This is a genomic window from Galbibacter sp., assembly GCF_048266365.1.
Classification (GTDB): domain Bacteria; phylum Bacteroidota; class Bacteroidia; order Flavobacteriales; family Flavobacteriaceae; genus Galbibacter.
The window spans coordinates 59995-86632 of sequence record NZ_JBLWZP010000002.1 but is presented as its reverse complement, the minus strand read 5'-3'; the positions used below and the strand labels follow the sequence as shown (position 1 = coordinate 86632).

Sequence of the window (26638 nt, the reverse complement as noted above, 5' to 3'; positions counted from 1 at the left end):
GAAAACTGTGGGTATAATTTTTAAGCCGTATGTTAAATTCTCTATAAACTGTATTTTCTTGGGAGCAGAATTACTTAATTTCCCCATGAAAACAATACCACACGCCAATCTATGAATCGATTCACCTTATTTTCATTGCTGATTATCAGTTTAGTAACCCATAGTACATTTTCCCAAACCATTAAAGCAACCTTGGTTGATCAAACTTCCAAAGAACCCATACCATTTGCTACCATAAGTCTGAATCAAGAATCTTGGATGATTAGCTCTGAGCAAGGGAAGTTTGACTTTCATATCAATGGTGAAACCTCAGAGCAGGATTCGATATATATTCGATCTCTAGGTTATGAAGAAAAAGTAATCGCTGTATCAAATTTTACAGATAGTATCATTAAACTTCAACCTCAAGATATCATACTCAGTGAGGTAGTTCTATTGAACAACAGTTATACTGCAGAACAGATCATGGAGAAAGTGTTGGATAGTCTTCAAGAAAATTACCAGGCAAATTATACAAGCCAAAGAGTATTCTACAGAGATTCCGATATTAATAAATTAAATAATTCTAAGGTTGATGTGAAGCAGAGCACCATTGAGGAGTTTGATCAACATTTTGCCGATAAAATTATCGAGGAGATTCCTAACTCATTTCCTTACCATAGGGAATTACTTGCTGACCTTTACCTAAAAAGTACAGTTACAGGGGTAGAGGAGTTAAAAATGGATCCTATCAAAGCTTGCCAATTATACGATAAAAACAATGAGTTTTCCAGTGATAAAATGGAAGATAAATTGCAATCACTTCTTCGTAAACACATAAAGCGAAATTCGTATTTTGTAATCAAGTCGGGGCTTATAGGTGCCAAAACGGAGGAGATTGATTCCAGTTTTTTCGATCATAAAGTAGATTCATTGGTCTCGGCTAAGGATTCTTTGGAAAAGCAAAAAAAATCCAAGGAACACTTCAATAGCTCACTCCGCAGTGGTATTACTGATTTTTTGAATTCTAATTTTTTGGATCCCGAATCTGATTTAGATGTCATCCATAGGCAAAACAAGTATAAGTATAGTTTAGAAGGTTTGACCAATTTGGATAACGCCTTGGTCTATAAAGTCACTTTTGAGCCCAAAAGGGGGGATTACAGCGGAATCCTGTATATCAATACTGAAGATTTTGGGATTATGCGCATTGATTATCACAATGTCGAACCTTTGCGAAAGATTCGTCTTTTTGGAATATCCTACAGGCATAACCTTAGGGAAGGAACTTATTTATATAAAAGAAACACTAATGGTACCTATAGTATAAAATTCCAAGAAGAGAACAACAGCATTGTGTTTGGAATTGAGAGACCATTAAAAATCATCGAAAAAAACAAGCACGTCAAGGGTAGGAGAAAACAAAACCAAGTTCGTTTAGGTGTAGATTTTAAAATACAAAACAGCCAAAAAAAGACACTTGTAGTTTTTGAAAGCAGTCCATTAACACAAGAGTCCTTTGGCCAAATAGATGGAAAGAATAATATAGAGCCGGCATATCTACCCAAGTATGATCCTGCTTTTTGGGAGGGCTATAATATTTTAGCGCCAAACCAGGCTATAACTGAATTCAAAAGTTTAGAACAGTAAAATCCAGGCAAAACTCAAGATTTTTCTGCAACACTTATTTACGGCTGGGATAAAAAAAATCCCTGATTTTTATTCAGGGATTTTTCCGTATTCTTATAGTAGTTTACGACTATATTATTGAACTCTTTGTACGGTTTTAATATTTGCAGCCTCCATCACAGCATCAATGTTTTTGGTATCTACAGAATTCATAAGATCTGCCGGCACAATTACGGCTCTAAATACTTGATTGCTTAAAAAATCTGCACCGAAACCTGGATAGTCATTGCTTTCTACTCCAATTTGGACATTACTAAGTGTGTAATTAAACCAGTATTGTAAATCAGTACCAGCATCAGTATAATAAAGCGCGGTAGGTACTTGTTCCCATACATCTGCTCCGCCATCAACGGCTTGAAGTCTGTAAACAAGCATTGCATCACCATTTATTAGTGGTGGATTAAAACTTGCCGTAAATGTGTAGCCATTTGCATCGGTGAAATTAACGTTTGTGTATTCAAATGTTTCACCAACGATATTTGTTCCTGGTTCACCAGGAGGTCCTTCAGGTCCTTCACAGGCGGTGAATACAAAAAGAGTTACGAATGCTAAAGTGATTAATTTTTTCATGATTATTGAGTTTTAAAGATTTTTTAATTTTAATAATTATAAAACAAATGTTATGCCAATTTATTTTAGAAAACTTAATGTAAAGCTACTTTTTATTTGTTGTGGCATGTAAAAATTCAAGTAATTGTTGGATAACTTCAGGATCTCCCAATATTTTTCTGTGCCCAAGGCCTTGAGTTAAGATGAGCTTAGACTCTTTGAGAATTTGGTTTATTTTTCTGGAAGCATCAACTGGCGAATCCATATCCTGCTCATCGTGTATTAAGAGAACCGGTATGTGAACATGTTCGGCGCTGGCACTGGCTGAAAAAGTATTGATGTCGATTTGGAATCTTTGATCTAACGATTTCTTGAGATTAACTCCAATCGCTCTATCGAGTCCTAATTTGTCCGTAAAGTCATATATAATTTCTTCAATTTTATTCCCACTTCCAATCAGCGCCATCCGCTCGAGATTAAGCCCTTCTTTAACGCTATACAAAAGCGCCATACTGCCTAAGGAATGTCCGATAGCAGCTTCAAATGGGCCGTAAGCTCGTTCCATTTCTAGAATACATTTTACAAATTCGAGCATATTGGTTGTTTTTCCGCTAGACTTACCATGAGCCGGGCCGTCAAAACTGTATGTCGTATAACCTTGCTGTACCAGAGCATCAGCAATTTTGACAAGTTGGGTGCCTCTACCACACCAGCCATGAACCAAAAGTGCCTTCTTCTCCCCATCACCATAACGGAAAGTTTGGATTTTTTTATGGATTTCAGGGATTTCTAAGATAGATTTTATAGCCTCTCGCTCCATATGTTCTTCTCGTTTAGGAGTAGGGTAAATGACGGGAGTCTGAAACAATTTAGCAGCAAATTTTTCTGCCTGTTTAGGCGATACGAATTGTAGTGCTTTGGCAGTTATTAATATAGATTTTGGAATTTTAAGATTCTGACGGTAATTTTCGTTAGTACGCTTGGACATCTTTATAATTTTTTACTAAGCAAGGTGTTGGAGGAGAAGTTGGATTAATTGCCTTTCTCAAAGTAAAGAAAACAATTTTATCAAAGTAACGGATAATTTTTTCCATTGTCAGATTTAAAATTATATTTTTTGTCTCTACATTAAGTTGCTGTTAAGGATAAGCTTCTAAAAACGAAGTACAAAGAAATAGTTAGGCTTTGAAAACCTTTGCGTATTGCAGTGGCGTGAAATCTGAGAAGACAAATTTCATCGTATGTATTAACGCAGGGATTCTAATTTTATGATCAAAAGATTGTAATTTTTTCCGTAAATTCGATTTGTTAAATAAATTATTAAACTTATCCATAATAATATAACTCACATGAAAAAGTATCTAACTATAGCAGTTTTTGCGGTATTGGTTTTGTCTTGTTCGACAAATCCATTTACGGGTAAACAAACGCTTAATTTTCACTCCAATGCAGAGATATTCCCAACGGCCTTTGCTGAGTATGACAAGTTTTTGAATACCCATGAGGTTATTAAAGGAACTGAAGCGGCAGCAACCATTCAAAGGGTAGGTAAGCGCTTGACTAAAGCAGCTGAACTTTGGTTTAATGCCAATGGTTACCAAGGATATTTGGATGATTACAAGTGGGAGTATAATCTTGTAGCCGATGATGCGGTCAATGCATGGTGTATGCCTGGAGGTAAAATCGTTTTTTATACAGGGATATTACCTATCTGTCAAAATGATGCAGGAGTTGCTGTGGTTATGGGGCATGAAATCGCCCATGCATTAGTCAATCATGGAGCCCAACGTATGAGTGCAAGTGCTTTACAACAGTATGTTGGTTTAGCAGGAAATGTTGCCTTAGGGGCTAGTGGAAGTAGCGCACAAACTATCAATATATTTAATCAAGCTTATGGGATTGGATCCCAAGTAGGAGTAATGCTTCCCTTTAGTAGAAACCACGAAACGGAGGCTGATGCCATTGGGTTAAGAATTATGGCGATTGCAGGTTATGATCCAACCGAGGCTGCTAGATTATGGGAACGGATGAGCGCCAACTCTGGAGGATCACAACCTTCCGAAATTTTAAGCACACACCCTTCAAACCAAAGTAGAATTGCTAATTTGAGATCCTTAGCACCAGCAGCAAAAGCCGAAGCTTCCAAATATGGCGTAACTTCTTTTGAATAAGTATTTAAATTAAAAAAAACATTACCAACCGAGCAGGAGGCGCACTCACACCTCTTGCTTTTTTTATTTCATATCGCATGAGACCATTAGAAAAAGGGAGTAAAAAATTACTCAACGCCTGGGCATTTTATGACTGGGCAAATTCTGTTTATAGTCTTACCATTGCCTCTGCAATATTTCCGTTATTCTACGGGGCTCTATTTCGAGAGGCTGGTGTGGAAAAAATAGAAATTTTTGGCGGCGAAATTGCCAGGGGACCGCTGATTACCTATGTAACCTCCTTTGCTTTTTTAATTGTTTCATTTTTAACCCCATTGCTTTCCGGGGTTGCAGATTATGTGGGTAATAAAAAGGTGTTTCTCAAATTCTTTTGTTATCTAGGTTCGCTGGCAAGCATTGGACTATATTGGTTTAGCCTTGAAAATATATACTTAAGCCTTAGCGTGTACCTTTTAGGACTGATCGGCTTTTGGGGTAGCTTAGTTTTTTATAATTCATATCTACCTGATGTAGCCTTTGTGGAACAACAGGATAGCATTAGTGCTAAAGGCTATTCCTTGGGGTACATTGGAAGTGTGCTGCTATTAGTACTCAATTTGGTCATGATAATGAAATTCGAATGGTTTGGCTTCGAGAGTGCAACTGCGCCAACCCAAATTTCCTTTGTTCTTGTTGGGCTCTGGTGGGCAGGATTTAGCCAGTATTCTTTTTATTACCTACCCAAAGGCAACGGAAACCAAGGTAAAGTCTCCAAAGGAATACTTTTAAGTGGTTTTAAAGAGCTCAAAAAGGTTTGGAATGCATTGGGTACTAATAAAACTTTGAAGCGTTACTTAGCGGCCTTCTTCGTTTATAGTATGGGCGTACAAACTGTGATGCTCGTGGCTTCATATTTCGCTGAGGAAGAACTCGCATGGGAGAGTGATAGCCAACGTACCACGGGCCTTATTATAAGCATCTTGCTCATACAGTTACTTGCTGTGCTAGGAGCTACACTTACCTCGAGAGCATCCTCGAAGTTCGGTAATATCAAAACCCTTATTGGAATTAACCTTGTATGGGTTGTGGTTTGTGTGGTGGCGTTCTTTGTGGTGACTCCCAATCAATTTTATATAACTGCAGCTGTTGTTGGGCTAGTGATGGGAGGAATTCAAGCCTTATCGAGATCAACTTATTCCAAGTTTTTACCACAGACAAAGGATACAGCTTCATATTTTAGCTTTTATGACGTGGCTGAAAAAATAGGAATCGTCATTGGGATGTTTCTTTATGCATTTATTGCTCAAGTAACAGGAAGCATGAGAACTTCCATTGTACTTATTGCGCTAATCTTTTTTATCGGGATGTTTTTATTGCTTAGAGTCCCAAGGAAAAAAGAGATTGAATCTATTTAAATCTTTGGTTTATGGTGTCTATGATAACATTAAGACAGTCAGTAGTATAATTTTTATCACCTGTGGTTTGACTCATGAAAATAGCCCCTTGAATTAGACTAAAAAAGCGTTTTCCGTATTTGGCTCCAGGGATGGTTTTGCGAATCTCTCCGATTTGTTTACCGTACTCAATTTGTTGGGAGATATAGCCTTCAATGATCGCGATGGTTTCTTGTGCTTTTTGAAGTAGAGCAGGATGAGTGTTTTTGGAATCGACAGCGGTATTTATGATAGGACAACCCCCAAAATTATTAGTAAATTCGTAGTAGTTTTTATAGAACTCGACAAGATTGAGCAAGCGCTGCAAAGGCGTTTTTCCCTTATCCATGTACTGCTTAATTCGACTCAGAACAATAGTGGTATTGTATTCAAAGGCCATTAGAGCCAGTTCATCTTTGTTTTTAAAGTTTCCGTAAATAGCCCCTTTGGTAAGGCCTGCAGCCTTGGTAATATCGTTTAGGCTAGTCGCAGCATATCCCTTTTTATTAAATATTGGAGCTACGGTTCGAATGATATACTGTGTGGTATTCTCCGCCTTTGTTGTCATTATAGGTAGTGTTCTACCTCAAATATAAATAAAATACTGACAGGTATGATTTAGAACCTAAAGAAATAAGTCCTTAATTAAAAACACCCGTAACTCAATTGCTACGGGTGCCTTAACTAACCAACCAACTTAAAACTAAATAATCCTTACGAACTACCTAACTTTATCCTTTATAATTTCTGTTTTATATTCTTAATTTTCAATCACTTAATAAGTCGACAAATTTATATTTACTTACACGGACCTACTGTTAATTTTCTATTAAATCTGTCTGGTTTCTAAAAACTAATTCTCCATCAAAGGCATCTATTAAAATAATGCTCTCTGCGCTGATCTTTCCACTGAGTATTTCCTTAGAAAGTTTGTTGAGTACTTCCTTCTGAATTACTCGTTTTACCGGCCTTGCACCATATTGAGGATCGAAGCCTGTTTTTGAAAGATGGTCGATTGCCTCCTGTGTAGCATCCAAGGTAATGTTTTGCTTGGCAACCATTCTGGCAATTCCTTTAAATTGTAATTCTACGATTTCTTTAATGTCTGTCTTACTCAAGGGTGTAAACATGACGATATCATCAATACGATTTATGAATTCCGGTCGTACACTTTGCTTGAGCAGTCCGAGTACTTCAACTCTTGCCGCCTCAGTAGCACTAGTGATATCAGTTGTTGCTTCAAACTTCTCCTGAATAATTTGACTACCGATATTACTAGTCATAATTATAATAGTATTTTTAAAGTCTGCCAAACGTCCTTTTGAATCCGTAAGCCTTCCTTCGTCTAATACCTGTAATAGGATATTGAAGGTATCTGGATGAGCCTTTTCAATTTCATCCAACAAGACTACAGAGTATGGCTTTCTTCGAACAGCCTCTGTTAATTGCCCTCCTTCATCATAACCTACATACCCTGGAGGCGCACCTATCAATCGACTCACAGCGTGGCGTTCTTGATATTCACTCATATCAATACGAGTAAGCGCTGATTCATCATCGAAAAGGTATTCCGCCAAGGCTTTGGCTAATTCTGTTTTACCAACACCAGTGGTTCCTAAGAAAAGGAAAGAGCCGATAGGGCGATTAGCATCTTGAAGGCCAGATCGACTTCTTCTAATAGCATCAGAAACAGATTCTATAGCCTCGTGTTGACCAACAACTCTTTTGTGCAATTGATCCTCTAGTCTTAAGAGTTTCTCCCGTTCACTCTGAAGCATTTTTGTCACTGGAATTCCAGTCCATTTCGCAACCACCTCAGCAATATCTTCATTGGTCACCTCTTCTTTGATAAGATTCGTTCCTGAAGATTGCTCTTGAAGGAGCTGATCTTGAAGTTTATCTAAGCGTTCCTGCGCCTGCTGTGTTTTACCGTATCGTATTTCAGCCACCTTTCCGTAATCACCATCTCGTTCTGCTCTCTCAGCTTCCTTTTTAAGGTTTTCCAGTTCTTCCTTAGTGGTTTGAATAGCATCGACTACATCCTTCTCGCTTCTCCATTTGGCATAAACCTCTTTCCTATCATCCTTTAAGTTGGCCAGCTCCGCGTTAAGCGCTTTTAACTTCTGTTCGTCATTCTCTCTTTTAATGGCTTCAATTTCAATTTCCAATTGCATAATTTTACGATCTAAAACATCCAATTCTTCAGGTTTGGAATTGATTTCCATTCGAAGTTTAGAAGCGGCTTCATCCATTAGGTCAATCGCTTTATCCGGTAAAAATCGGTTTGTAATATAGCGCTCAGAAAGTTCGACCGCCGCAATGATGGCCTCATCTTTAATGCGTACCTTGTGGTGTGTCTCATACTTTTCCTTGATTCCTCTTAAAATAGAAATTGCACTCTCAGTATCCGGCTCATCCACAAAAACCTTCTGGAATCGTCGCTCGAGAGCCTTGTCTTGTTCAAAATACTTTTGATATTCATCCAAAGTTGTCGCTCCTATAGCTCTGAGTTCTCCACGTGCCAGAGCCGGTTTTAGGATATTGGCCGCATCCATAGCACCCTGACCGCCACCAGCACCAACTAAGGTGTGTATTTCATCTATAAACAGGACGATATCACCATCAGAGGTGGTAACTTCCTTAATTACAGATTTAAGACGTTCTTCAAACTCTCCCTTATATTTGGCACCCGCAATTAGAGCTCCCATGTCTAAAGAGAATATTTGCTTGTTCTGTAAGTTTTCAGGAACATCTCCCTGAATTATACGATGTGCAAGCCCTTCCGCTATGGCCGTTTTACCTACTCCTGGTTCGCCCACGAGCATAGGGTTATTCTTAGTTCTACGTGATAGTATTTGTAATACTCGCCTAATTTCCTCATCACGCCCAATGATAGGGTCTAATTTTCCATCATTGGCCAACTGATTAAGGTTGTTGGCGTATTTATTTAGTGCGTTATACGTTTCCTCAGCACTAGCCGAGGTTACTCTTTCGCCCTTTCTAAGGTCTGTGATGCTGGCCTCTAAATCCCTTTCAGTAACCCCTTGATCTTTTAAGATTTGAGAGATTTTACTTTTGGATTTAAAGATGGCAAGAATAAGATGTTCTACAGAAACAAATTCATCCTTCATCTTCTTAGCTATATTTCCCGCTTGGGTTAGGGTAGAGCCAGCTTCTCTAGAAAGTTGCAGGTCTCCACCTTCTACCTTTGGATAGCTCTTTAAGGTGCTCTCGAGAATTTGTTTTAGTAAATCCACATTTACATTCAGCTTTTTAAGTAGAAAAGGCAGTACATTTTCATCGACATCAAAAAGAGCCTTGAAAATATGTTCGTTTTCTATAATCTGGTGCCCATAAGCCTGCGCAATTTGTTGCGATTGCTGTATCGTTTCCTGTGATTTTATTGTAAAGTTGTTTAAGTTCATTATCTTGTATAATTTGTTTTCTAACAGAGTTAAGCAAAACGTGTACCGAACCACGTAAGCGACACATTGTCATCTAATTAATATAATTTTAATGACATTACGTCATGTTAATTATAATATTTTAAAGTAAAACACTCTTAAAGTTATGGCTTTTTTTAAAACTATCTTTGGTTCGAAGGATTCAATTTCAAAAGAAAATTTTCAATGGACACCACTAGATCAAGCGGAACAACTAGATCAATTGGTGGAGGAATCCAAATCGCAATATGTCCTTATTTTTAAACACAGTACGCGTTGTGGAATCAGCCGGTTCAGTTTACAGAATTTTGAATCTGAATTCAAACCCGATCCCTCAAAGGTGTCTTTATACTTTTTGGACATACTCAACAATAGAGCGCTTTCAAATGCAGTTGCATCGCGTTTTGATGTAGTTCATCAGAGCCCACAGGTGTTGTTAATCAGAAATACCAATATTATATGCGCTGAATCTCACGGCCAGATTAGTGCTGAAGATTTACAAAGCCTAATTGAGGGTAACTAAAAACCCTCAATTAAACTTTTGGAATTCGTTATTTTCTTTTCTTTGAACCGAAAGGTGGGAGTAACTTATTGGATGCTTCTCCAAAGCCTATTCGCACTTTATCATTCTTACAATATCCTTTAAGGGTGATGGTGTCACCATCCTCTATAAATTTACGTTCGGATCCGTCACTTAGAATGATTGGATTTTCGCCTCTCCAGGTGAGTTCCAGCATGGATCCGTATGAATCCTTGGTTGTACCGGAGATGGTTCCGCTACCCATCATATCTCCACTATTGACTTTACATCCGTTAATTGTATGATGTGCCAGTTGTTGGGACATATTCCAATACATATGCTTAAAATTACTTTTTGTAATGGTTTGTGGTGGAGTATTTTTAGTTTCTATATCGACTTCTAAATGAATGTCAAAACTTTTTCTGCCTTTGTATTGCAAATAGGGCAGTGGAACAGGGTCTTGTTTCGGACTTTCCACTCGAAAGGGCTCTAAGGCATCTAAGGTCACAATCCAAGGCGAAATGGAAGAGGCAAAGTTTTTTGACAGAAATGGACCTAAGGGCACATATTCCCATTTCTGAATATCGCGAGCACTCCAGTCGTTAAACAGCACCATTCCAAAGATATAGTTCTCCGCATCTTCCGTTGAAATCGGTTCTCCCAACTGATTGGCATCGGTGGTAATAAATGCCATTTCCAATTCAAAATCAACCAATTTAGAAGGGCCAAATACCGGAGTTTCTGCACCTTGAGGTAAGGTTTGCCCCATAGGTCTATGAATAGGTATTCCACTAGGTACTATACTGGAACTTCTACCATGATAACCAACAGGCATGTGCAACCAATTGGGAAGTAAAGCGTTATTGGGATCTCTAAACATGCTTCCAACATTGGTCGCATGTTCTTTACTACTATAAAAATCTGTGTAATCTCCAATCTGTACAGGGAGTTGCATCTCTATTTCATCTAAGTCAAATAAGACCACCTTCCTATGGTTCTTATTGTGTTGTAAGGTTTTATTATTTTGATCAAAAATATTGGCGATGCGATTACGCACCAATCTCCAGGTCTTTTGGCCATCGGAGATAAAATCATTCAATGTATCTTGCAAGAAAATATCATCGGTTAAGGGGATATCTCTGAAGTACCCTAATTGATGTAGAGCTCCAAGGTCAATAGCCGTGTTTCCAATCCGTGTACCAATGGTAATCACATCATCTCTGGTTAAAAAAACTCCAAAGGGTATGTTTTGTATCGGGAAATCAGAATCAGTCGGAACAGAGATCCATGATTTTCTATTCGGGTCATTAGCTGTTTGAGACATAACAAAATTATTAGATTTGAATTGTTAATTAGGATTTAAAGGTATTAATTTATATTAATTTACCGAATGTATTTTATATTTTTGAACTTTCTTTAACGCTAACAACTCGAAATGAAAAGAGACGATCAAATTTTTGAACTTATTGAAGCTGAAAAGCAGCGCCAATTGGAGGGGATAGAACTTATTGCATCCGAAAACTTTGTAAGTGAACAAGTCATGGAAGCTGCAGGCTCAGTGCTAACAAACAAGTATGCCGAGGGCTACCCTGGAAAACGATACTACGGAGGTTGTGAAGTAGTTGATGTTGTAGAGAGTATTGCCATTGATAGAGCAAAAGAATTATTTGGAGCTGCCTATGCAAATGTGCAGCCTCACAGTGGTTCTCAAGCGAACACTGCTGTATTTGCCGCTTGTTTAAAGCCAGGAGATAAGATTTTAGGTTTTGACCTTTCTCATGGAGGTCACCTTACTCATGGTTCACCAGTAAACTTTTCAGGGAAATTATACAACCCTGTATTTTACGGCGTAGAGAAGGAAACAGGAAGGCTAAATTATGACCGTATTTTGGAGATAGCCAAAAAGGAACAACCGAAATTGATTATAGCTGGTGCTTCTGCGTACTCTAGAGATATTGATTTTAAAAAATTCAGAGAAATTGCTGACCAGGTAAATGCGATTTTATTTGCAGATATTTCTCACCCTGCTGGACTTATCGCTAAAGGAGTATTGAGTGATCCAATTCCTCATTGTCATATTGTAACCACAACAACGCATAAAACCCTTAGAGGACCAAGAGGTGGTTTGATATTGATGGGAAAAGATTTTGAAAACCCATTTGGACTTAAGCTTAAAAACGGGAATTTAAGAATGATGTCCTCATTGTTGGATAGCGCTGTTTTCCCTGGAAACCAAGGAGGTCCGTTGGAACACATAATTGCTGCCAAAGCGATCGCATTTGGAGAAGCGCTTTCAGAGGATTTCTTACATTATATTGTTCGTGTAAAGAAAAATGCTGCTGCCATGGCAAAAGCCTTTGTTGACAAAGGCTACAATATCATATCTGATGGAACTGATAACCATATGATGTTGATCGATCTTAGAAACAAAGATCTTTCCGGAAAAGAAGCAGAGGAGGCATTAGGAAAAGCTAATATCACGGTGAATAAAAACATGGTTCCTTTTGACGATAAAAGTCCATTTGTAACTAGCGGTATTCGTATTGGAGTATCTGCAGTTACTACTCGAGGACTTAATGAATCTGAGGTGGTTGATATCGTTGATTTAATCGATCGTGTATTGACTGGTAGAGAAGATGAAGCAGCTTTAGAGGCGATAAAGAAAGAGGTTTATGATCTAATGGCAGATAGACCTTTGTTTTTTATTGGATAAGCATTGTTAAATAACTTTATAAAAACCTTTAAGGAGCATTTCTTAAAGGTTTTTTTGTTCTCTGTTGTTCTTCAAAACCTTTGTGCGGTTTTCACTCGCCCATCATACTAACTTTTAATGTGCGGCTTGGCGTCGGTTGAATAGCAACCTTTCACTGCCTGATCCACTATAGGCTTTTCAATATCAATACGCAGACTTTTTTGTGGTGTATAATTGTTAATTACAACAGTACAAAGGGTCCATTTGACGCGCTCCTATTTGCGATGCCGGCACCAGCGAGTAGCACAGCCTAACCTGTGTCGTTGATCCCCGAAATACTTATAATCATCAGAACAAGGCGAACAATCAAACAAATCGCAACCAAAGTAGTGAGGAAGGTTTACTCGGATAAATCTATGATCCGTTAGCTGACCACCTTCTATACATAAGCGTAACCCGTTTAAATAAGTATCCAATTACCAACAAAAAAGGCCGCCTAGTTATAGACAGCCCCTTTTGAAATATATTATAATACTTTAACCTAGGTGATAAATCGACCTAATTAGTTAATAGCAGGATCTTTCATTCCTTCTTCAATCATACTGTAGAACTGATCCAATTTAGGAAGAATAACGATTCTTGTTCTTCTGTTTTTAGCTCTTCCATCTTTAGTATCGTTAGATGATACTGGAATGTATTGACTTCTACCCGCAGCAGTCATTCTAGATGGAGATACTCCGAAATCATTTTGAAGAATTCTAACTACTGAAGTAGCTCTAAGTACACTCAAGTCCCAGTTATCACTCATTTTAGCAGTGTGAATCGGCACAGTATCAGTGTGACCTTCAACCATAAATTCGAAGTCAGGTTTGTTTTTAACAACAGTTGCAACTTTACCTAGCACTTCTTTAGCTCTTGCAGATACCGTAGTACTACCACTAGAGAATAATAATTTGTCAGAAATGTTTACATAAACCACTCCTTTTTCAACGCTGATGTTGATATCCTCGTCATCAAGGTTACCCAACACTCCTTTTAAGCTTTGTACAAGCGAAAGGTTTACAGAATCTCTACGAGTAACAGCATCTTGTAATTTGCGGATTGTCAAATCTTTTTCTCTAAGACTTTCTAATGATTTTTCTAAGTTATCGGCACCTTTCGCGGTAAGCGTTGTAAGGTTACCCATGTTGTTAATTAAATCCTGATTGTTCCTTCTAAGAACGTCCAACTGCGATTTATAATTATCTTTCTCTTCCAAACATGTATTAAGCTTTACAGTGGCAGAGTTTAATAAGTCTTCGGTTTGCTTCTGCTTGGTTTGTAACTCCGCGTACTTCTTAGAAGACACACAGGAAGAAAGAAAAATTGCAGCAGCTGCCCCAAATAATAAAATTTGTTTCATGATTATGATTTTACTTAATTAACGTTTTAACAATTTTACACAAAAATAGATAAAAAGCGCATGTTTGTTCTTCGTTTTTAGTTAATTTTCTCTTAAATCAGTAATAACGCGGGTTTAAGTAGATTTTTTCTTTGCGTATTGACTGAAATATTGTTTCCCTTTGACAAAATAACCTAAAACAACAGAATTGCCTTCATAATACTTTATATCCTTTTCAATTAGACCCCTCTTTTTAAAGGTTTTATTAAAATTATAGTAATAACTGAAGTGCGCTCTTATTATTGCCCATAAATGTAAGAATTTAAATTGAAAAAGAAAGCGGATTCCCGCGATTCCATCTAAAAATAATCGTGCAATAATTAAAGGTAGTACTTTGCGCTTTGGCAAATTTTTGGTGATCGAGTACAGGGAGTTTCTAAAGTTTAAAAACGTCTTTTTGGGATTCATATTTGCCAAGGTTGCACCACCGACATGATAGATTTGTGAATCAGCAATATAATACACTTTTAAACCGTGATTATGAGCTCGCCAACACAAATCAATCTCCTCCTGATGCGCAAAGTAATCTTCGTCAAAACCTCCAAGATTATGGAAAACCTCTTTACGTATGAACATACAGGCTCCAGTTGCCCAAAATATTTCTGTAGTATCGTTATACTGACCTTTGTCTTCTTCAAGAGTTTGGAATACCCGACCTCTACAAAATGGATATCCAAGGCGATCTAAAAATCCACCTGCTGCTCCAGCATATTCAAAATGAGACTTCATTTTATAGTCCTTTATCTTTGGCTGGGCAATGGCTATATTCTTATTTTGTTCAAAAAGAGTGGTAATAGGGGCAATCCAGTTGGGGGTAACTTCCACATCTGAATTTAACAAACAGTAAATGTCTTCCTTAACATTGACAAGGGCATCATTATATCCTTTGGCAAAACCTCCATTGGAGTCATTTTTAATGATAGTGATCTCCGGGTAGTGCTTTTTTACAAAGTCAACAGAATCATCACTCGAGGCATTATCTGCTACATATATAGCCGCATCATTGGAATGCTTTACGACAGAAGGTAAAAATTTTTCTAATAAGTCCTTTCCATTCCAATTTAGAATGACAACTGCTACTTTCATTGGTAACTTTTAATTACTACACATTTTAAACATGGCTGCAAATTAAAGCATATAAGGTGGAATTTCCTTTAGAAAGACATACATTTCTTTCTCGTAATCCATTTTACAATAATAATGCTGTAAGCCATTGGTCACCATGAGGAAATTTCCTTGCAAGGCGCTATTATAACGTGCTAATTGGTCAAAAGTATCCTGTGTGATGGGGATTTTTGGCGCTTTACACTCGACAACCAATTCAATACTACCATCTGGGTTATAGACAACAACATCGTATCGTTTTTTTAATCCGTTGACTGTTAGCTCCTTCTCTACATTAATTAATGAGATGGGGTAATTTTTTTGAATCCTAAGGAATTTGACCACATGTTGTCGCACCCATTCCTCTGGCTGGAGAAGGATAAACTTTTTCCTGACTTCATCAAAAATATGGATTTTATTTTTGCTATTTTTGAAACGAAACTCATATGTCGGAAATGATAATTGCTGCATAGTCACAAATATCAGATTAATTCATGGATTAATTAAATTTAGGTTCAAATCAAATGGATGAAGTTGCTAAAATAGTAAAGGAAATTAAGGCTGGACAAATTAAACCTATATATTTCCTGATGGGTGAAGAACCTTACTATATCGATAAGATAGCCGAGTACATGGAACAATCTATTTTAAGCCAGGAGGAGAAGGGGTTTAATCAGATGGTGATGTATGGAAAGGACGTTAGCATTGAGGCTATTACTTCGAGCGCCAAACGTTATCCGATGATGGCCGAACGGCAGGTAATTATTGTAAAAGAAGCCCAACATCTCTCCAGAACCATTGATCAAATAGAGTCTTATGCGCTGAACCCACAACCTACAACAGTCTTGATTTTTTGTTATAAATATAAGAAGTTGGATAAACGTAAAAAAGCCTATAAAGCTATTGCTAAAAAGGGCTACATCTTTGAGAGTAAAAAGCTCTATGAGAACCAGGTTGGGGAATGGATTCGGAGAATACTCAGTGGAAGGGACTACAAGATCTCACCAAAAGCTACCCAAATGTTGGTTGAATTCTTAGGTAACGATCTTAGTAGAATTAGCAAAGAATTAGAAAAACTACAGATCATTATTCCAAAAGGTACTGAGATTACGCCAAGCCACATCGAAGAAAACATAGGTATTAGTAAGGAATTCAATAATTTTGAATTGCGCAAAGCCATAGGCGAGCGCGATGTTTTAAAAGCTGCTAAAATTATTCAGTATTTCTCTCAAAATCCTAAAGACAATCCATTTGTAGTCACCATCTCTTTGTTGTATAGTTTTTTCGCACAATTGCTGCACTACCATGGACTTTCGGATCAATCCAAATCTGCTGTAGCATCAGCCCTTAAAATTAATCCATATTTTGTCTCAGAGTATCAAGTTGCAGCACGAAATTATCCTATGAAGCAATGTAGTCAAGTGGTTTCTAAGTTACGGCAACTCGACATGAAGGGTAAAGGGGTAGGCGCTACCAATATGCCTCAAGGCGACTTACTTAAAGAATTACAACTCGCAATTTTCTAATACTAAAAATTTTCTAACGAAGTTTTGGATATTTTAAAGGGTTGGATTCGTGCATAATCGCATATATTTTTTCAAATATATCCTCAGCATTGGGTTTAGAAAAATAATCCCCATCACTAGCATATGCAGGTCTGTGTGCTTTAGAAGCCAATGTTTGTGGAGCACTGTCTAAATATTTGTAGCCTCCTTGGTTCTCAACAATTTCCTGAAGTAAATATGCAGAACATCCGCCAGGGACATCCTCATCAACTATTAATAAACGATTGGTCTTTTTCAAACTCTCTACCGTGTGATGGTCAATATCAAATGGAAGTAAGCTCTGAGCATCGATAAGTTCAATATCAATATCAACTTCTAACAGCTCCTTTGCCACCTGCTCTACAATTCTAAGTGTAGAACCGTAGGAAACAACGGTGATATCACTACCTGTTTTTAAGGTTTCAACAACACCAATTGGTACTCTGAATTCTCCTAAATTCGTCGGTAGTGCCTCTTTTAAACGATACCCATTTAAACTTTCTATAATCAGTGCTGGCTCATCACTTTCCATTAAAGTGTTGTAGAAACCAGCTGCTTTGGTCATGTTTCTAGGAGTTAGGATGTACATCCCTCTCAACAGGTGTATCAATCCTCCCATAGGTGAACCGGCATGCCAAATTCCTTCTAAACGGTGACCACGTGTTCGAATAATCACTGGAGCCTTTTGTTTTCCAACAGTCCGGTATAATAAAGTCGACAAATCATCACTCAACACATAGAGGGCATATAATATATAGTCAAGATATTGTATTTCTGCAATAGGGCGAAGTCCTCTCATGGCGAGCCCAATTCCTTGTCCCACTATAGAAGCCTCACGTATCCCGGTGTCGGCCACACGAAGTTCTCCATATTTTTCTTGAAGTCCATCTAAACCTTGATTAACATCCCCGATTTTTCCACTGTCCTCACCAAAGACTAGAGCATTTTTATGGGTAGCAAATAGCTTATCAAAATTATCTCTAAGCACAATTCTTCCATCTACCTGTTCGGGATTGTCTGGATAGAGTGGTGCTACAGCAGCTATATTTACTGCATTGTTTTTAGTTTCACTGTAAAGGTGTGAACTGTATTCTGGTTGGGTCTTAGTATAGAAGTTCTCAATCCACCGAATTAAAGTGGCTTTTTCTTTAGAATCTTCGTTTACGACATATCGAAGTGCTTTCCTAGCTGAACCTAAAATCTGACGCTTTGCTGGATCATCTACCGCTATAAGGTCATTTTTAATTCTATCGATAAAGTTCTTATTAGTACTTGAGTTCGACAATTCTGCAAGCAATTTTACAACGGCTTTCTTTTGTTCTTTTATAGGAGTAATAAATTCAAGCCATGCTTCTTTCCTACCATCACGAACATCTTTTTTGACTTGTTTCTCAATGATCTCCAATTCTTCACTAGTCGCAAAATTATTGGCAATGATCCAGGATCTGAATTGGGCATTACAATCGTATTTCTTTTCCCAGTCTAAGCGCTGCTTGGATTTGTAACGCTCATGTGAACCTGAGGTAGAATGACCTTGCGGTTGGGTGAGTTCATTAACGTGAATAATCACAGGTACATGCTGTTCTCTAGCAATACTTTCAGCCTTGGAGTAGGCTTTGGTTAATTCTACGTAATCCCAGCCGTTTACAACAATAATCTCGAACCCTTTTTCAGTTTCTGTTCTTTGGAATCCTTTGAGAATTTCTCCAATATTTTCTTTGGTGGTCTGATGCTTGGCATGTACGGATATTCCATAATCATCATCCCAGATACTTATCACCATGGGAACCTGCATAACACCCGCAGCATTGACAGTTTCAAAGAAAATCCCTTCACTGGTACTCGCGTTTCCTATAGTACCCCAAGCAACTTCATTTCCGTTTACTGAAAATCCGCTGCTATCAATATCTTTGAGTTCTCTATAAATTTTAGAAGCTTGTGCCAGCCCAAGCAGTCTTGGCATTTGCCCACCGGTAGTTGATATATCGGCGGCGCTGTTTTTTTGTTGTGTCAAGTCCACCCAGCTACCATCAGGATTGTTGCTGGTGGTAAGAAAATGCCCTCCCATCTGCCTTCCGGCACTCATGGGTTCTTTTTCGATATCAGTATGCGCATATAATCCTGCAAAGAAATTTTTGATACTTAACGCTCCAATGGCCATCATAAAGGTTTGATCTCTGTAGTATCCACTTCTGAAATCACCCTTTTTAAAAGTCTTAGCCATGGCGAGTTGTGGCAACTCCTTTCCGTCACCAAAAATTCCAAATTTAGCTTTACCTGTTAAAACTTCTCTACGGCCAAATAAACTACATTCACGGCTAGTGACCGCCACCTTGTAGTCATTAAGTATTTGACTTTTAAAATCTTCGAATGAAATATCTTCTTTTGTAAAGGATTTAGCTTGCATAAAATATAAGATCTAACCCGACAAAAATAGGCAAAAAGAATGGGTTATGCAATTAAATAAAATGAGCATTTATTAACAATAATCCATTAATATCTTAATCGATTGCTGATTTTTTAAATTATATTTAGATAATAGCCAAAATTATGAATAATTTTCATTATTTTATCAAAACGGATGCATCAGAAGCTTATTAAAATCATGCTGTTATTTGCATGTTTTTTAGAACCACTTCCTTGTAAAGAGTCCAATTAGGGTTTTCGGGCTTAGGGTTACAATAAAACGAATTTTCTCATCGTATTGAGGTTGAGCTATTTCCCAGCCATTATTGGAGTACACAGGTAAGTACAGTTCAAAATAATCTGTCACTAGATTTAGTCGTATTCCGGAATCATATACAAAGTGTGCGTCTTGGTATTTGTTTTTAATCATTCCTAAATCTCCATATACCTCTATCCACTTCCAAATATTAATACTTGCATTAGTGGTTACTATCCAGTCATTGGCGTAAGGAGTAGATAATTTGGATTTAAATCCACCTTCTGAAATAATAAGTTGTTGGCTAAATATCCCCGAATCTTCTGATCGACCTAAGTAATCATAGTCAAACATATAGTCGGTTGGACGATCCAAGGCGAAACTGAAGAAGTCTGAGTTGGTCTGATTGTAGATGAATTTTCCCGCGAATACCCTTAAGTTCAATTGCCGATTATTGGGGAATAGCTTTCGCAGTTCCCAGTTAAATGAAAGTTTAGAGAACTCACTAGCCACCTCCAAGTCTACGAACCAGGATCTGTAATCAATAATACCATTATTACCATAGGCATATCTGGCATTTAACACACTATAATCAGGATCTGAATCAATCGTCGGTGATTTATCTCTTAAGACATTGACAAAACGCACGTTGAGCAGTTCACGTTCATTGGATCTCAGATCATCATTTCTAAAATGAAAAGTAATCGAAGGAGTAATAGTACTATAGCGCAGTCCGTCAGCATAATGAAAAGAAGAACCATAAAGGTAGTAGTCGATTTGATGCATATTGCCATGTTCTACATAATCCCTATACCGAAATGTCCCGGATCCAACTAGAGCACCTTCTCCGAAAGCATATGATGGTTTTAAATCGTATAGAAAAGGCTTGGCTAAAAACGTTTTGTTGTAAAACCGAAGCCCCGTCGTTACTCCATCGTAAATATTAAAGCTAAAAACGGGCACATATAAGATTTGATTGTAATAGGGGTCTTCAAAATCTTTGAAGAATTGGAATTTTAATTTACGATCCGTGGAAAGAAATCCATTTACTGATTTCCAATTATCACGCTCATTGATCTCTGGAATTATCCGGTCATAATTTAAAACCAAACGTTTCAGATCTTTTTTAGGAACACTTACTTTCTTAGTATCATCAATGCCTTGATACCATTGTTTAAATAATATGGAATCATTTTTATCCATGCCAAAGAGGGTGATTGGTGCCTCTGTCCCACGTTTGTTTTTAATATTGACAAATACTGAATCCTTCGTTTTGTGTAACTTGGTGATTTTAAAATCAATCTTGTCCTTAGTTTCTATAAAGGTATCAAAATACCAGTCAATATCCTTAGGTGTATCTGCTTTTAGAAAATCTTCAAAATTTTGCGCAGAACTGCTTTTTTGTGCGTACGCGTTATAGTACTCTTTAATCTTGCGATCGATATAATGATCTCCTAAATAACTATTGAGATAAGCCAACCCGACACCGGATTTGTAGCGATTAGCGATACGTTCGTTAAATTTAATCAAAGAATCTCTTGAAATGTTTAGCGGTTGATCTGTGTTGTTTCTAGCCGTTAGCATATAGAGTAGCGGATACTGATCATTAAAGTCCATTTGAGCAAGGTGATAATTGCGTATTCCCCATATTTTGGACAATTTTCCCAAGAGTTTCATGTCCTTATAGTAGGTGTTGATGTACGCCATCATCAGATAAATTTGGATTCCTTCCTTTACCCAATGTTCCTTGCGATCATCTAGAAATAAAGTGTTATCAAGATAGGCCTGTGTGGCAATTTTAAGCAATTTTAAATCATATTGAAAACTATCAGGAAAAGGCCTTAAAAAGGATGGTAGCTGATTGATGCCGTAATTTGGACTTCTTCCATATTCCTCCTCGCTGACCATGATCTTATTATGGGGATAAGAACCTAGTCTATTTTCTAAAAAGTCAAAGACACGTTCGGCGGATAATAACTTATTAACTTCCAAGGTGTCTCTACTTTGCAAATTGGTAATAAGTTCAATGTCATTGGTGCGAACTGTCTCAAAATTATTGGATTTGGTTATATCTAACTGAATCTCACCACGGTTTTGACCCTTTAGATACAGGGTTTTTTTATCCCCGTTTTCTTGAGCCTTTAACTGGTCAAGATCACTGATGAGGGTGTAGGTCTTAGGAACCGTTAATTCTAGGGATACCTCTTTTACTAATTGGTTTAAATCATTGAGATTTTTATTGCTATAAGCCATCCATTTTTCATCGTAAATCCCGGGTACGATATACCAGTAACGCAGTCGGTAATCATTGAAATTATTATATCCGTACCCTGTAAATTCAGCACTGGGTAACTTTACTTTATACGATAACTTCAAACGGTAAGATTTGCCTGGATAAATCGGGAAATTTAGCTGAACCCTTATAATGTCTTGGACCTTTAATCGTTCCCATTTCAAAAATCCGAAGTTTGGATCTGTCAGGCTTATAATTTCAGTATGACCTCTTTGTTCTGGCCGCGCTAAGTGAATACTTTTATTGAACTCCTCCGCAAAGCGTTTGGCTAGGGGAGTGGTTTTATCCACATAGGCATTATTCCAATCATATAACCAGATTTCATTTAGAGTATCCAAACTTTTATTGGTGTACACCAATTCTTGCTGAATGTTTAAGGTGTGGGTTTCGGTGTTAAGCTCAGCCTTGATATGATTAACCTCTTGGGCGTGCAATACCAAATTGGTGAGCGATAAAAAAAGAATAAAAATGTGTTGTATAGGCTTCAACTTTAAAGTTTGGTTCATGCGTAATCTTTAAATTAATAGGTCAAGGTTGAACCTTTTTTCTAACACTGTTATTTTTGGTTGAGATGTTTACAATATTAGCTAAAAAAAATTAGACTTCCGAATCAAAATCCTTAATTTGCGAACTCATAAAACCAAGCCATGAATTCAGCAGAATTACAACCAATTGACTGTCCAGAATATTTTAATAAGTATATAGATTTACTTGGGTCGGTAGACCTTCTTGAGTGCTTACAACAATCAAAAGACCATTTTATTACCTTTATGCAAAGTATTCCACAAGAGCAATATAATTTCTCGTATGAACAAGGAAAGTGGAGTATTGGGGAGGTTGTTCAGCATCTTATTGATGGAGAGCGGGTATTTCAATACCGTGCACTTTGTTTTGCCAGGAATCCAGGAACAATACTCGAAGGTTATGATCATGATGTGTTTGCAGAAAATGCAAAGCGGACGTTGGCTGAAAAGAAACAACTTCTCGAACATTACGATGTTGTTCGTTCAAGCACCATTAAGCTTTTTGAAAGCTTTTCTAAAGAAGAATTGTTAAATCGCGGAATTTTAATTGGGAACTCCGTTAGTGTAGCCGCGCTAGGATTTTTTAGCTGTGGTCATCAGAAACACCATTTGAATATTATAGAAGAGCGATATTTAAGGTAAAAAGCTATACTTACACCCAAACTTAAAGTTCAGGCGTAAGTATTTAATGCTTATTCCTCTTCTTGGTCTTGATCTTCTCCAGGAATATCTAGGTTCTCAGCCATTTCTTCTGAACCAAAGTCTTCCTCGTCTTCATCTTCGAATTTCTCCATGGTATTAGCCAAACGTGTACTCACTTTAACCAAGTAAATGGTGTCATCTGTTCGTACCTCTACGGCCTCAACTGACTCATTATTAGCGTTTTTAAATCTAATGATATCGTCATCCCCATAACCATCGGGATACTTTTCTACTAACATGGATAGGATCTCATTTGTCAGTTTTTTGAAATCAACAATTACACGTCTCATGGTTGATAAAGAATCTAAGTTTACAGCTGTAAATGTAAACGAAAGTTAATAATATTTTTAATTTTATTTCTAAAATTACATATCTAATAGATACGCGAAAATTAGAGGCGCAACAATGGTTGCGTCCGATTCTATAATGAATTTTGGAGTGTTAATATCCAATTTTCCCCAAGTAATCTTCTCATTTGGAACTGCTCCAGAATATGAACCATAACTCGTGGTAGAATCAGAAATTTGACAGAAGTAACTCCAAAACGGAGTATCTGTTCTTTCGAGGTCCTGATAAAGCATTGGCACTACACAAATTGGGAAGTCTCCTGAAATTCCCCCTCCAATTTGGAAGAAACCTACGCCTTTATCTGAGTTATTGGTATACCATTCTGCTAGAAAAGTCATGTATTCAATACCACTTTTCATCGTTTGTGCCTTGAGTTCACCTTTAACAACATAGGAAGCAAAAATATTTCCCATGGTACTATCTTCCCATCCAGGAACGATAATTGGAAGGTTCTTTTCAGCAGCAGCATACATCCATGAGTCTTTTAAGTCGATCTCATAATACTCTTCTAGAACTCCAGAAAGTAATAATTTATACATATACTCATGTGGCAAGTAGCGCTCTCCTTTATCATCAGCATCCTTCCAAATCTTAAAAATGTGCTTTTGAAGTCTTCTAAAAGCTTCTTCTTCTGGAATACAGGTATCTGTAACACGATTAAGTCCGCTCTCCATTAAATCCCATTCCTCCTTTGGTGTAAGATCCCTATAATTAGGAATTCTTTTGTAATGAGAATGCGCCACTAGGTTCATGATATCCTCCTCAAGGTTTGCTCCTGTACAGGAGATAATTTGAACCTTATCACGACGGATCATTTCAGCAAAAATTTTACCTAGTTCAGCAGTACTCATTGCGCCTGCCAAGGTTACCATCATTTTAGAACCTTTATCAAGCTGCTCTTCATATGATTTGGCTGCATCCACAACGGTAGCTGCATTAAAATGTAAATAGTACTTTTCAATAAAATTACTAATTTCTCCCTTTGTCCTACTCATCACTTATGGTTTTGAAATTCGAATATTTAAATTTATATGCTAACATCTTATAATACAACTTTGCCGCTAAAAAGTCGGATGACTTCTCAGTAGGATTTGGACATAATTCTACGATGTCAAATCCTACTACATTTTTCTTTTTAAATACCTTTTTCAAGTATTCTAAAGTCTCAAACCATAATAGTCCACCAGGTTCAGGAGTACCTGTTGATGGCAATATGGAAGGATCAAACGCATCGAGATCAATTGTAATAAAGACATTTTCAGTCATCTGATCTATCGAGTCTGACATCCAATCTTCATCTAGAATAATTTGCTCTGCAAAATAGGTTTGCTCTTCAACCATATTATCTAATTCGGAAATGTCCATGCTTCGGATTCCAACCTGAATTAACTTCGTCGTTAGACTAGCCTGGTAAACGGCGCAAGCGTGGTTACATTTGCTCCCGTTATATTCCTCCCTAAGATCCGCATGGGCATCTAATTGAAGTACGGTTAAATCTTCAAAAACATCCGCAAATGCTTTAATAGAGCCTATAGAAATAGAGTGCTCTCCACCAAAAAGGGTTACGAACTTTTGTTGATTTATGTAATTCTTGGTAGTCTTATAAACGGCCTCAACCATTTTTTCTGGACTGCTATTTTCCAGTACTGCTGGTGCGAGGTAAACCCCTTTTTTATATGGCTCACTTCGTGTTTCGATATCGAAGAGCTCCATGTTTTCCGAAGCTTGTAAAAATGCTTCAGGTCCTTTGTCTGCACCCTTTTGCCAAGTACTTGTTCCATCGTATGGTACAGGAATTAAGACGACTTTGGCATCTTCTAGACGAGCGTATTTATCTGGTATACCAGCATAATTAGTTTTGTTCATCGTAACCTAATATTTTTAAAAAGTCATTTGCTGTTTGTTGTTCTGAAAATAGCTTTGTAACCACATTACCATGGTCGTCTCTATCAATTAAGACCTGCTTTGGCGACGGGATTAAACAGTGTTGTAATCCACCAAAACCTCCGACACTTTCTTGATAGGCCCCAGTGTTGAAAAACCCTATATATAACGGATTGTTTTTAATGTACTTCGGCAGGTAAATGGCATTGAGGTTCTGTTCTGAGTTGTAATAATCATCACTATCACAAGTCAGTCCGCCAAGTAGAACACGTTCATATTCTTCGTTCCAGCGGTTGAGCGGTAGCATGATAAATCGTTTACTAATTGCCCAGCTATCTGGAAGGGTGGTGATAAATGATGAATCTATCATATTCCATTTCTCTCTGTCGTTCTGCTGTTTTTGGTACAAAACCTGATAAATAGCACCTCCACTCTCACCAACGGTAAAACTTCCGAATTCAGTAAAAATATGAGGAACATCAACATCTGCCTCTTCACAAGCTCTTTGAATTTGGTGAATGATTTCATCAACCATATACTGATAATCATACTCAAACGCCAGTGAATTCTTGATAGGAAAGCCTCCTCCAATATTTAAGGAATCAAGTGTAGGGCAGACTTTCTTTAGTTGGATGTATACTTTTAAACATTTTAAAAGTTCATTCCAATAATAGGAGGTGTCACGAATCCCAGTATTGATGAAAAAGTGAAGCATTTTTAGGTTCACATTTTTTTGATCCTTAATTTCTCTATTGTAAAATGGAACTATGTTTTTATACCCAATACCTAATCTGCTGGTGTAGAACTCAAACTTTGGTTCTTCCTCAGATGCGATACGGATCCCAACATTAAATGAACCATCAATGGCTTCTGTCAATAGGTTTAACTCCTCGTAATTATCAATTATAGGAATACATTTCTTGTGAGAACCGTTGATTAACTCTGCTATATTTTCAATATACTTATCCCTTTTAAAACCGTTGCATAGCACATAATTCTCTTTGCTTAATTTGCCTGATTTTATAAGGTTTTTTACAATATCAATATCAAAAGCTGAAGAGGTTTCAATATGGATGTCGTTTTTTAAAGCCTCGTTTAACACATGGCTAAAGTGAGAACTTTTAGTACAATAACAGTAGTGGTAATCTCCCTTGTAATCATGCCTTTTAATAGCATCTTGAAACCAGAATTTCGCACGATTTATATTGTTTGATATCTGTGGTAAATAGGTGAATTTTAAAGGTGCACCATAGGTTTTTACCAATTCCATCAAGTCAATACCATGAAATTGTAAATTGTTCTCCGCCAAGGTAAACTCTTCTTGAGGAAAATAAAATGACTGATCGATCAGATCGATGTATTTAGTTTTCATAATGAAATTTATGTAATATTAAATAAAAAGTAAAATCTTGTTAATTCAATTTTCAGATAATTATTACAAAATATTAAATACGCAAATAAGCAGGGGAATACATGACCCAATAGGGCATAGTATTATTTATTAGATCATTGGAAGTAACATTTAAGAACCGAGACCTCAAACTTTGAGATACATATAGTGAAAACTTCCTAGTCCCTATATACGCGGAATTCAAAAAAATATTCATTAATACGATAAGACAGTATTATTAACTACCGTCAGATTAAATATACATTTAAAAGTACAAAGCAAATTATACCT

The 26638-nt window shown here is 37.2% G+C and carries 21 protein-coding genes; 7 read left to right on the top strand and 14 right to left on the bottom strand.

The features are described from left to right. The first annotated feature begins 111 nt into the window (after nucleotides 1–111). Nucleotides 112–1629, top strand: a complete 1518-nt coding sequence (locus tag ACN0TV_RS03330; protein WP_417360104.1) for a carboxypeptidase-like regulatory domain-containing protein — start codon at nucleotides 112–114, stop codon at nucleotides 1627–1629. Between the two features lie 114 nt (nucleotides 1630–1743). On the opposite strand, the gene ACN0TV_RS03325 is transcribed toward ACN0TV_RS03330, so the two are convergent. Further along, complete coding sequence (locus tag ACN0TV_RS03325; protein WP_417360102.1) at nucleotides 1744–2238, bottom strand: hypothetical protein; 495 nt, start codon at nucleotides 2236–2238, stop codon at nucleotides 1744–1746. Nucleotides 2239–2323: 85 nt separating this feature from the next. Further along, entirely contained in the window at nucleotides 2324–3205 is an 882-nt protein-coding gene (locus ACN0TV_RS03320; protein ID WP_417360100.1) for an alpha/beta hydrolase, read from the bottom strand. Between the two features lie 361 nt (nucleotides 3206–3566). Between ACN0TV_RS03320 and ACN0TV_RS03315 the strand changes: the two genes are divergently transcribed. Together ACN0TV_RS03315 and ACN0TV_RS03310 are read left to right on the top strand one after the other, a co-directional pair. Further along, entirely contained in the window at nucleotides 3567–4388 is an 822-nt protein-coding gene (locus ACN0TV_RS03315) for a M48 family metallopeptidase (protein ID WP_417360098.1), read from the top strand. Between the two features lie 77 nt (nucleotides 4389–4465). Next, a complete protein-coding gene (locus ACN0TV_RS03310; RefSeq protein ID WP_417360096.1) occupies nucleotides 4466–5782 on the top strand; it encodes an MFS transporter in 1317 nt (438 codons plus the stop codon). Here ACN0TV_RS03310 and ACN0TV_RS03305 read toward each other — a convergent pair. After that, nucleotides 5775–6368, bottom strand: coding sequence for a TetR/AcrR family transcriptional regulator (locus ACN0TV_RS03305; RefSeq protein WP_417360094.1), 594 nt, complete (start codon nucleotides 6366–6368; stop codon nucleotides 5775–5777). The two genes, ACN0TV_RS03310 and ACN0TV_RS03305, sit on opposite strands and share 8 nt — an antisense overlap. 250 nt (nucleotides 6369–6618) lie before the next feature. Next, nucleotides 6619–9225 carry an ATP-dependent chaperone ClpB gene (gene clpB / locus ACN0TV_RS03300; RefSeq protein WP_417360092.1) on the bottom strand — a complete coding sequence of 869 codons (2607 nt, stop codon included), beginning with the start codon at nucleotides 9223–9225 and terminating at the stop codon, nucleotides 6619–6621. 145 nt (nucleotides 9226–9370) lie between these two features. On the opposite strand from clpB, the gene ytxJ reads away from it, so the two are divergent. Next, on the top strand, nucleotides 9371–9766 hold the full coding sequence (ytxJ, locus tag ACN0TV_RS03295; RefSeq protein ID WP_417360090.1) for a bacillithiol system redox-active protein YtxJ: 396 nt from the start codon (nucleotides 9371–9373) through the stop codon (nucleotides 9764–9766). A gap of 28 nt (nucleotides 9767–9794) precedes the next feature. Here ytxJ and fahA read toward each other — a convergent pair whose 3' ends face one another. Further along, the gene (gene fahA / locus ACN0TV_RS03290) at nucleotides 9795–11087 is read right to left on the bottom strand and encodes a fumarylacetoacetase (protein WP_417360088.1); all 1293 of its coding nucleotides are present in this window, start codon (nucleotides 11085–11087) and stop codon (nucleotides 9795–9797) included. A gap of 111 nt (nucleotides 11088–11198) precedes the next feature. On the opposite strand from fahA, the gene glyA reads away from it, so the two are divergent. After that, a complete protein-coding gene (glyA, locus tag ACN0TV_RS03285) occupies nucleotides 11199–12476 on the top strand; it encodes a serine hydroxymethyltransferase (protein ID WP_417360086.1) in 1278 nt (425 codons plus the stop codon). A gap of 541 nt (nucleotides 12477–13017) precedes the next feature. Here glyA and ACN0TV_RS03280 read toward each other — a convergent pair. The 3 genes from ACN0TV_RS03280 to ACN0TV_RS03270 form a co-directional block, all read right to left on the bottom strand. Beyond that, a complete protein-coding gene (locus ACN0TV_RS03280) occupies nucleotides 13018–13857 on the bottom strand; it encodes an OmpA/MotB family protein (RefSeq protein ID WP_417360084.1) in 840 nt (279 codons plus the stop codon). A 114-nt stretch (nucleotides 13858–13971) separates the two neighbouring features. After that, a complete protein-coding gene (locus tag ACN0TV_RS03275; RefSeq protein ID WP_417360082.1) occupies nucleotides 13972–14982 on the bottom strand; it encodes a glycosyltransferase in 1011 nt (336 codons plus the stop codon). Between the two features lie 42 nt (nucleotides 14983–15024). After that, nucleotides 15025–15471 (bottom strand): type I restriction enzyme HsdR N-terminal domain-containing protein, encoded by a 447-nt coding sequence (locus ACN0TV_RS03270; RefSeq protein WP_417360080.1) that lies wholly within the window; start codon nucleotides 15469–15471, stop codon nucleotides 15025–15027. A 53-nt stretch (nucleotides 15472–15524) separates the two neighbouring features. Here ACN0TV_RS03270 and holA point away from each other — a divergent pair, with 53 nt between their 5' ends. Next, nucleotides 15525–16526 (top strand): DNA polymerase III subunit delta, encoded by a 1002-nt coding sequence (gene holA, locus ACN0TV_RS03265; protein WP_417360078.1) that lies wholly within the window; start codon nucleotides 15525–15527, stop codon nucleotides 16524–16526. A 13-nt stretch (nucleotides 16527–16539) separates the two neighbouring features. Here the strand turns inward: holA and ACN0TV_RS03260 are convergent, their stop codons facing one another. Together ACN0TV_RS03260 and ACN0TV_RS03255 are read right to left on the bottom strand one after the other, a co-directional pair. Then, on the bottom strand, nucleotides 16540–18951 hold the full coding sequence (locus ACN0TV_RS03260) for an alpha-ketoacid dehydrogenase subunit alpha/beta (RefSeq protein ID WP_417360076.1): 2412 nt from the start codon (nucleotides 18949–18951) through the stop codon (nucleotides 16540–16542). A gap of 219 nt (nucleotides 18952–19170) precedes the next feature. Beyond that, nucleotides 19171–22005 (bottom strand): metalloprotease, encoded by a 2835-nt coding sequence (locus tag ACN0TV_RS03255; RefSeq protein ID WP_417360074.1) that lies wholly within the window; start codon nucleotides 22003–22005, stop codon nucleotides 19171–19173. A 141-nt stretch (nucleotides 22006–22146) separates the two neighbouring features. On the opposite strand from ACN0TV_RS03255, the gene ACN0TV_RS03250 reads away from it, so the two are divergent. Beyond that, nucleotides 22147–22665 carry a DinB family protein gene (locus tag ACN0TV_RS03250; RefSeq protein ID WP_417360072.1) on the top strand — a complete coding sequence of 173 codons (519 nt, stop codon included), beginning with the start codon at nucleotides 22147–22149 and terminating at the stop codon, nucleotides 22663–22665. A gap of 50 nt (nucleotides 22666–22715) precedes the next feature. Here the strand turns inward: ACN0TV_RS03250 and ACN0TV_RS03245 are convergent, their stop codons facing one another. From ACN0TV_RS03245 to ACN0TV_RS03230, 4 genes are all read right to left on the bottom strand, one after another. Next, nucleotides 22716–23015 carry a hypothetical protein gene (locus ACN0TV_RS03245; protein WP_417360070.1) on the bottom strand — a complete coding sequence of 100 codons (300 nt, stop codon included), beginning with the start codon at nucleotides 23013–23015 and terminating at the stop codon, nucleotides 22716–22718. Between the two features lie 75 nt (nucleotides 23016–23090). Beyond that, nucleotides 23091–24068 (bottom strand): deoxyhypusine synthase family protein, encoded by a 978-nt coding sequence (locus tag ACN0TV_RS03240; protein WP_417360069.1) that lies wholly within the window; start codon nucleotides 24066–24068, stop codon nucleotides 23091–23093. Next, on the bottom strand, nucleotides 24061–24939 hold the full coding sequence (gene speB, locus ACN0TV_RS03235; RefSeq protein WP_417360067.1) for an agmatinase: 879 nt from the start codon (nucleotides 24937–24939) through the stop codon (nucleotides 24061–24063). Before speB ends, ACN0TV_RS03240 begins: the two co-directional genes overlap by 8 nt. Then, entirely contained in the window at nucleotides 24926–26329 is a 1404-nt protein-coding gene (locus tag ACN0TV_RS03230) for an arginine decarboxylase (RefSeq protein ID WP_417360063.1), read from the bottom strand. The genes speB and ACN0TV_RS03230 overlap by 14 nt, the downstream gene beginning before the upstream one ends. Between the last annotated feature and the right edge of the window lie 309 nt (nucleotides 26330–26638).

Excerpts from the sequence above, each read along its gene's own strand:
- ACN0TV_RS03330 (WP_417360104.1), top strand. The coding sequence starts at position 112 with ATGAATCGATTCACCTTATTTTCATTGCTGATTATCAGTTTAGTAACC.
- ACN0TV_RS03325 (WP_417360102.1), bottom strand. The coding sequence starts at position 2,238 with ATGAAAAAATTAATCACTTTAGCATTCGTAACTCTTTTTGTATTCACC.
- ACN0TV_RS03320 (WP_417360100.1), bottom strand. The coding sequence starts at position 3,205 with ATGTCCAAGCGTACTAACGAAAATTACCGTCAGAATCTTAAAATTCCA.
- ACN0TV_RS03315 (WP_417360098.1), top strand. The coding sequence starts at position 3,567 with ATGAAAAAGTATCTAACTATAGCAGTTTTTGCGGTATTGGTTTTGTCT.
- ACN0TV_RS03310 (WP_417360096.1), top strand. The coding sequence starts at position 4,466 with ATGAGACCATTAGAAAAAGGGAGTAAAAAATTACTCAACGCCTGGGCA.
- ACN0TV_RS03305 (WP_417360094.1), bottom strand. The coding sequence starts at position 6,368 with ATGACAACAAAGGCGGAGAATACCACACAGTATATCATTCGAACCGTA.
- clpB (WP_417360092.1), bottom strand. The coding sequence starts at position 9,225 with ATGAACTTAAACAACTTTACAATAAAATCACAGGAAACGATACAGCAA.
- ytxJ (WP_417360090.1), top strand. The coding sequence starts at position 9,371 with ATGGCTTTTTTTAAAACTATCTTTGGTTCGAAGGATTCAATTTCAAAA.
- fahA (WP_417360088.1), bottom strand. The coding sequence starts at position 11,087 with ATGTCTCAAACAGCTAATGACCCGAATAGAAAATCATGGATCTCTGTT.
- glyA (WP_417360086.1), top strand. The coding sequence starts at position 11,199 with ATGAAAAGAGACGATCAAATTTTTGAACTTATTGAAGCTGAAAAGCAG.
- ACN0TV_RS03280 (WP_417360084.1), bottom strand. The coding sequence starts at position 13,857 with ATGAAACAAATTTTATTATTTGGGGCAGCTGCTGCAATTTTTCTTTCT.
- ACN0TV_RS03275 (WP_417360082.1), bottom strand. The coding sequence starts at position 14,982 with ATGAAAGTAGCAGTTGTCATTCTAAATTGGAATGGAAAGGACTTATTA.
- ACN0TV_RS03270 (WP_417360080.1), bottom strand. The coding sequence starts at position 15,471 with ATGCAGCAATTATCATTTCCGACATATGAGTTTCGTTTCAAAAATAGC.
- holA (WP_417360078.1), top strand. The coding sequence starts at position 15,525 with ATGGATGAAGTTGCTAAAATAGTAAAGGAAATTAAGGCTGGACAAATT.
- ACN0TV_RS03260 (WP_417360076.1), bottom strand. The coding sequence starts at position 18,951 with ATGCAAGCTAAATCCTTTACAAAAGAAGATATTTCATTCGAAGATTTT.
- ACN0TV_RS03255 (WP_417360074.1), bottom strand. The coding sequence starts at position 22,005 with ATGAACCAAACTTTAAAGTTGAAGCCTATACAACACATTTTTATTCTT.
- ACN0TV_RS03250 (WP_417360072.1), top strand. The coding sequence starts at position 22,147 with ATGAATTCAGCAGAATTACAACCAATTGACTGTCCAGAATATTTTAAT.
- ACN0TV_RS03245 (WP_417360070.1), bottom strand. The coding sequence starts at position 23,015 with ATGAGACGTGTAATTGTTGATTTCAAAAAACTGACAAATGAGATCCTA.
- ACN0TV_RS03240 (WP_417360069.1), bottom strand. The coding sequence starts at position 24,068 with ATGAGTAGGACAAAGGGAGAAATTAGTAATTTTATTGAAAAGTACTAT.
- speB (WP_417360067.1), bottom strand. The coding sequence starts at position 24,939 with ATGAACAAAACTAATTATGCTGGTATACCAGATAAATACGCTCGTCTA.
- ACN0TV_RS03230 (WP_417360063.1), bottom strand. The coding sequence starts at position 26,329 with ATGAAAACTAAATACATCGATCTGATCGATCAGTCATTTTATTTTCCT.